Origin of the sequence: Phytobacter massiliensis JC163, from assembly GCF_000321045.1 — a bacterium.
In the GTDB taxonomy this organism is placed as follows: Bacteria; Pseudomonadota; Gammaproteobacteria; order Enterobacterales; family Enterobacteriaceae; genus Phytobacter_A; species Phytobacter_A massiliensis.
The window spans coordinates 38,791-44,099 of the sequence record NZ_HE578952.1 but is presented as its reverse complement, the minus strand read 5'-3'; the positions used below and the strand labels follow the sequence as shown (position 1 = coordinate 44,099).

5 protein-coding genes and 1 pseudogene are annotated in these 5,309 nt (G+C 49.5%); 2 read left to right on the top strand and 4 right to left on the bottom strand.

Features of this window, described 5'->3' with window-relative positions:
• From ENTHG_RS25730 to ENTHG_RS23225, 3 genes are all read right to left on the bottom strand, one after another.
• On the bottom strand, nt 1-263 hold a 263-nt coding region (locus ENTHG_RS25730; protein WP_044185831.1), incomplete at its 3' end, for a short-chain dehydrogenase.
• 18 nt (nt 264-281) lie between these two features.
• On the bottom strand, nt 282-1,028 hold the full coding sequence (locus ENTHG_RS23230) for an SDR family NAD(P)-dependent oxidoreductase (RefSeq protein ID WP_044185829.1): 747 nt from the start codon (nt 1,026-1,028) through the stop codon (nt 282-284).
• Nucleotides 1,029-1,030: 2 nt separating this feature from the next.
• The gene (locus ENTHG_RS23225) at nt 1,031-1,855 is read right to left on the bottom strand and encodes an SDR family oxidoreductase (protein ID WP_044185827.1); all 825 of its coding nucleotides are present in this window, start codon (nt 1,853-1,855) and stop codon (nt 1,031-1,033) included.
• A 158-nt stretch (nt 1,856-2,013) separates the two neighbouring features.
• On the opposite strand from ENTHG_RS23225, the gene ENTHG_RS23220 reads away from it, so the two are divergent.
• A complete protein-coding gene (locus ENTHG_RS23220; protein WP_237567533.1) occupies nt 2,014-2,940 on the top strand; it encodes an AraC family transcriptional regulator in 927 nt (308 codons plus the stop codon).
• A gap of 223 nt (nt 2,941-3,163) precedes the next feature.
• Here the strand turns inward: ENTHG_RS23220 and ENTHG_RS23215 are convergent.
• A pseudogene (locus tag ENTHG_RS23215) lies at nt 3,164-3,954 on the bottom strand (sulfite exporter TauE/SafE family protein).
• Nucleotides 3,955-4,063: 109 nt separating this feature from the next.
• On the opposite strand from ENTHG_RS23215, the gene ENTHG_RS23210 reads away from it, so the two are divergent.
• The gene (locus tag ENTHG_RS23210) at nt 4,064-4,858 is read left to right on the top strand and encodes an AraC family transcriptional regulator (protein ID WP_028013041.1); all 795 of its coding nucleotides are present in this window, start codon (nt 4,064-4,066) and stop codon (nt 4,856-4,858) included.
• The last annotated feature ends 451 nt before the right edge of the window (nt 4,859-5,309 follow it).

Below are 5,309 nucleotides of genomic sequence, written 5' to 3'. Positions count from 1 at the left end.
ATTCCGGCAACCATAGAGATAATGTCAAATTGCCAGGCGCTAAGTCTGGCGACAAGTGGCGCGATATGGGACGCATCAGTTACATCAATCTCACTAATTGTGAGGCTGCCCGGATACACCTCTGCCAGGGTGAGCAAAGAAGAGATCTCGGCATCCGGTAAATGCGTAGCAAAAACTTCCCAGCCCTTTTCCAGCCAGGCTTCAGTCAGACCCAGCCCGAGTCCTTTCTCCGACCCGATAATCAAAATACGCTGTTTTTCCATTATTCATGTACTCCAGGTTTACTGTGCGGTATAACCGCCGTCAGCCATTAAAACCGTTCCCGTAACGAAGCTGGCTTTAGGTGATGTAAGCCAGATAATTGCTTCAGCAATTTCTTCAGGCTGAGCCACTCGTCCAAGTGGATGAGCATGACCATAGCTGGCCAGCGTGGCCCGGCTGTCTTCCACGATGCCGGAAAGAATATTCGTTTCGACGACGCCGGGTGCGACAGCGTTCACGCGGACGCCATACTCAGCAGCTTCCAGAGCCAGAACTTTTGTCAGCTGGGCTATTGCGCCTTTAGAGGCCGAGTAGGCGGAAGTTGCTTTCATGCCAACCATGCTGACTACGGACGCTACGTTGACAATCGCTCCCTGCCTGCGGGGCTGCATGACCTTCAGGCTTTCCCTGCTCAGGAGAAAATATCCTCGGGCATTAATGGTCATAATGCTGTCCCATTCCTCAGTCGATGTCTCGGTAGCAAGTTTATTCAGGGTCTTGCCCGCATTGTTGATGAGGACATCCACGCCACCAAATTCTGTCTGAGCGAGCGTCACCGCGCCGATAACCTCATGTTCCTGACTGACGTCGCAAATTTGTGTCACCACCTGATTGTTCTGTGCCAGTGAATGGACTTCTGGATTAACATCCAGAGCCAGCACCTTCGCTTCATGACTCACCAGTAACTTTACTGTCGCTCTGCCAATATCGCCTGCGGCTCCCGTGACAATCGCCACGCTGTTTTTAAGACCCAAATAATCTGCCATTTTTACTCCTCAATCGCTGTGTCACGTTGCCAGAGCGTCATCTCATTCATCAGCCGGTATTGAAACGCCCTTGTCCGGATAAAAGCATCTCCGCCCAGAACCAGTGTCCGGGGAGGACTGGGTGAGCAGACGGTTTCAATAATGATTCCGGCCGCTTTGTCCGGACATCCGCCTTGTTTGCCGTGACGCAGCTTCATCTGATTAAGTTGTTCAGTTACTTCGGGATAGCTGTCTGTCTCCTGCAATCCGACGCTGACTGAGTGAGGGGAGAGAAAATCTGTGCGAAATCCACCGGGCGCGACAGACGTCAGCGAAATGCCCCAGGGCAACGTTTCCCGCCCCAGGCCATGAGAAAGGGCATCAAGCGCAGACTTCGCCGCAGAATAAACAGCAGATCCGGGTAGCGGATCAAGAGCAGCAATTGAAGTGATATTCAGAATATGACCGCTGCGCTGACGACGCATGACGGGCAGCACGGACTGTATCAACTGGAGGGGCGCATGAAAGTTAACCTGAAAGAGCCGGGTGATATCTGCCTCAGACGTTGTCTCAACCGGCCCCAGCAAACCGTAGCCTGCATTATTTACGAGCACGTCTATCCTGCCAAAATGCTGCAGGACATCACTGACAAGGGCCTGCTGCGGTTTCTGTTCTTCCGCATCCCATTTGAATACCCGCAGCTTCTCAGATGTAAAAGGAACGTTGCCATCACGGGTCGTTCCGGCAACACTGTCACCGGTGGACAGCACCGCCTTTGCCAGAGCCAGTCCCAGGCCACGGCCAATGCCTGTAATAAGCCAGACCTTCGGTTCAGAATGATGTTGCATAACCTCTCCTCCTTTCTTTTGTGATTAAAAGGATATGAGGAGCAGATAAACGTAACAATGTTGATTACTGTACAAACATTATCGTTTTCTCTCAGAATTACTTTTAGTAAGCTGCTTTTTTTCGTAAAAATTATCCTTTCGTATTTTCAGGGGGCGTTGTGTCCGGATTTTCCTCAATACTTACGCAAAAAATGATCTCTGCCTTTCTGCCGCTTGCACCGGACGAAGGCTACTCACGCACCTGTATGAAAGCAGTCAAATTGTTACGGGTAAATGAGTCTATGCCCCATACGCCTGTCCTTTATGAGCCGTGCATAGTGATTGTTCTGCAGGGAAAGAAAACAGGTTTGATGAGCGGACGGGAATTTATCTACGATGCCAGGCATTATCTGGTTGTCCCGGTTCCTCTTCCTTTTACCAGCCAGACGACTGCCAGCCAGGAGGAACCTCTACTGGCGATGTCTGTATCGCTTGATGCCTCCCTTATCGTCGAATTACTTATTGAAATGGGAAATGGGGGCATAAACGATACTGAGAAGGCGGAAATAATGTTTTCGACCCCGTTGGGAGAAACACTGGCCGATACGGTTTATCGCCTTCTGGCGGTGCTTTCTGATGAAGAGAAGGCCAGGATTTTGGGGCCGGGTATTCTGAAAGAGCTCTATTATCATGTACTGATTGATACTCAGGGAGCATCAATAAGAGCGGCGCTCTCCGGAAAGGGGCATTTCAGGCAAATTGCCGCAGCTATCCGTATGATGCATACCCGGTTTATGGATAGTATTGATACAGATATGCTGGCTAAGGTGGCCGGGATGAGCGCTCCCTCTTTTCACCGCCATTTCAGGGCATTCACAGGCACAACACCAAGACAGTATCTGATTTCCGTCAGGTTGCACCAGGCGCGTTTCTTAATGGTAAAAAGGAATGTAACCGCCAGCGAAGCCGCATTAAAGGTTGGCTATGTCAGCCCGACACAATTCAGCAGGGAATTTAGCCGGTTCTTTGGTTGTCCGCCCCAAAAAGAAGCTCATCGCTTACGTCACTTATTAAAGGTTAAAGCTGAGTCATACTGGCCTGAATAATATCATTCTGGTCACGACGTCGGGGCATTTTAAACTGGTGAGCTCTCAGTATGCCATCATCAACAGGTATACAAGGCAACACGAGTCACCATAACGTGTACCACAAACACATTACTATCGTAACGGCTTTGGCACCAGCTCTTCGCTCAAGCAGGCCTTGGCCGCTTCGTGCCAGGAGCGGACGTTGGTACAGGTAGCCCAGTAGTCGCCGCGATGGATGGATTTACTGGAGCAGCATCGCCAGTAGCACCAGGCACAGCAGTATTACATAGATTCGTGCGTGCCATATGTCAGGTAAAGCAGGTATAACCCGACGGCTAAAAACTATTCCAGCCCAGCCCGTCAGTACCAACAGGCCTAAAATTTTCAGGCTGATAAAACCGAGAAATCCGCTCACCGGAATATTTTGCCAACCAATGACTGCATACGTCACGGCACCACACAGCGCGACAGGCAGAGAAAGCGGGTTAGAAGCGCTAATACAATCACCCATCGCATAGCCGTGTCGCCGTAATAATGGCACTGTCATCACGCTGCCACCCACGCCCAGCAATGCGGCTATCATGCCGATGATCACTCCGCCGCCCGTTACCACAGAAAGTGACAAGCGCGCGGGGAACTGCAGCTGAAAAAACCTTTGCGCAACAAACAATCGCCAATGGTTACCAGCATATAAAGAATGAACAGTGCGCGAACAATATTCTCGCTGAAGACTCCCGCCAGACAGGAACCCACGACAGCCCCGATGGCGATAAACCATAATAATGGGAACAATGTCTGCGCTGAAAGTTTGCCGGCGCGCCAGTTTCGATAGCTGACCCAGCCCGCGTTAAATATCATCACCGCCGTTGAGGTAGCAACCGCGATATGCATGGCGTTTCCTGCCAACTCAGACTGCCGCAGCATCAGTTGATAAACAAATGGCACCACGACAAAACCGCCCCCAAAACCAAAGAGCACCGTGGTGATACCGGTAGTAAAGCCTGCCAGTGCAATAATTGCGATATCGTTCAAGAGAATATCCCCGACCTGAAAATGAGCGAGCAGCATATACCGGTAGCATCCTGCTTCCCATTTGCGCAGCGCTCAATTACCTTTGTAAATCGTTCAGACGGAGACCGGTGTGCGCAACGTAAAAATCGAAGATGTCGATAAGCTCGATCGTGAAGTGGTGGCGTTAGGCAATGACTATGCGCAGGGATTTATACTGCCACAACACCAACATCGCCGCGCGCAGCTGCTGTATGGCGCAACGGGTCTCATGTACGTCTCAACCTGTAACGGAGAGTGGGTTGTTCCCCCACAACATGCAGTATGGATCCCACCCGAAACCCCTCACGCTGTCCGGTTTGTAGGTGTGACCACGCGTAGCTTATATATTGAACCAACATGCGTGACGGGATCGATTAAGTATCGACACTGTAAGGTGATCAGCGTATCGCCATTGTTACGTCAGTTGTTGCTTGATGCCGTGGATTTGCCGCTGATGTATGACAGCGCACGCGACCGTGCGCTGGTAAATCTGCTGTTACTGGAACTGGCGGAAATGCCGGTTCGCGAATTCGATATTCCGCTGCCGCAACATCCGGCTCTGCTGGCTCTTTGTCAGGCGTTTTTACTCAACCCCTCAATCCATGACCCTGCTGAGCGCTGGGCCAGTACGCTGTTTATGAGCGCCAGTACCTTTCGTCGACTTTTCTTACGGCAAACTGGCATGTCATTTTCTGCATGGCGACAGCGAGCCTGTGTCGTCAGTGCACTGACGTTGCTAATAACAGGTAAACCGGTGAATGAAGTGGCACTCACTCTCGGATACGACAATGCATCATCTTTCGCCACGATGTTCCGCCGTGTCACGGGACAGCCGCCTTCGTATTATCGGCTTGATTTCAAAAGCTTCACAGGGCACCGTTCATAACGTCAGTTATGTGCCAGAAGCAGACATTGCTTACGTCATCGTAAGTATGTTTATGAAAAAAACACAGCAACCAAATGCCAAAAACCATGAAATCAATGATTTGTTAATCACTTAGTGCATGCTATATAAGTTCACAAGCTTATTATAAGGTAGTATTATCATTCTAAATTAAGCAAGCGGTTTAGGGCCTGGAGACATGAGTCAAATATCACTTAGGGCTAAGAATGTTGTCTAATTATAACATCAAAATTTTAGATGATTATAGTTTCATTATTTGAATAGGGTAAACAGTTATTAATTGATAGTTACAAATTGTCGACAGGCTTAAATAAAGAGCGCATAACATGAGTAAAGACTGGCAAATATTAATGAAACCCCTTTCCCATCGGGTTTATGACTTCAAAAGTGGTGATATTTATGATTAACGCAAAAAAATATACTCAAATGCTGG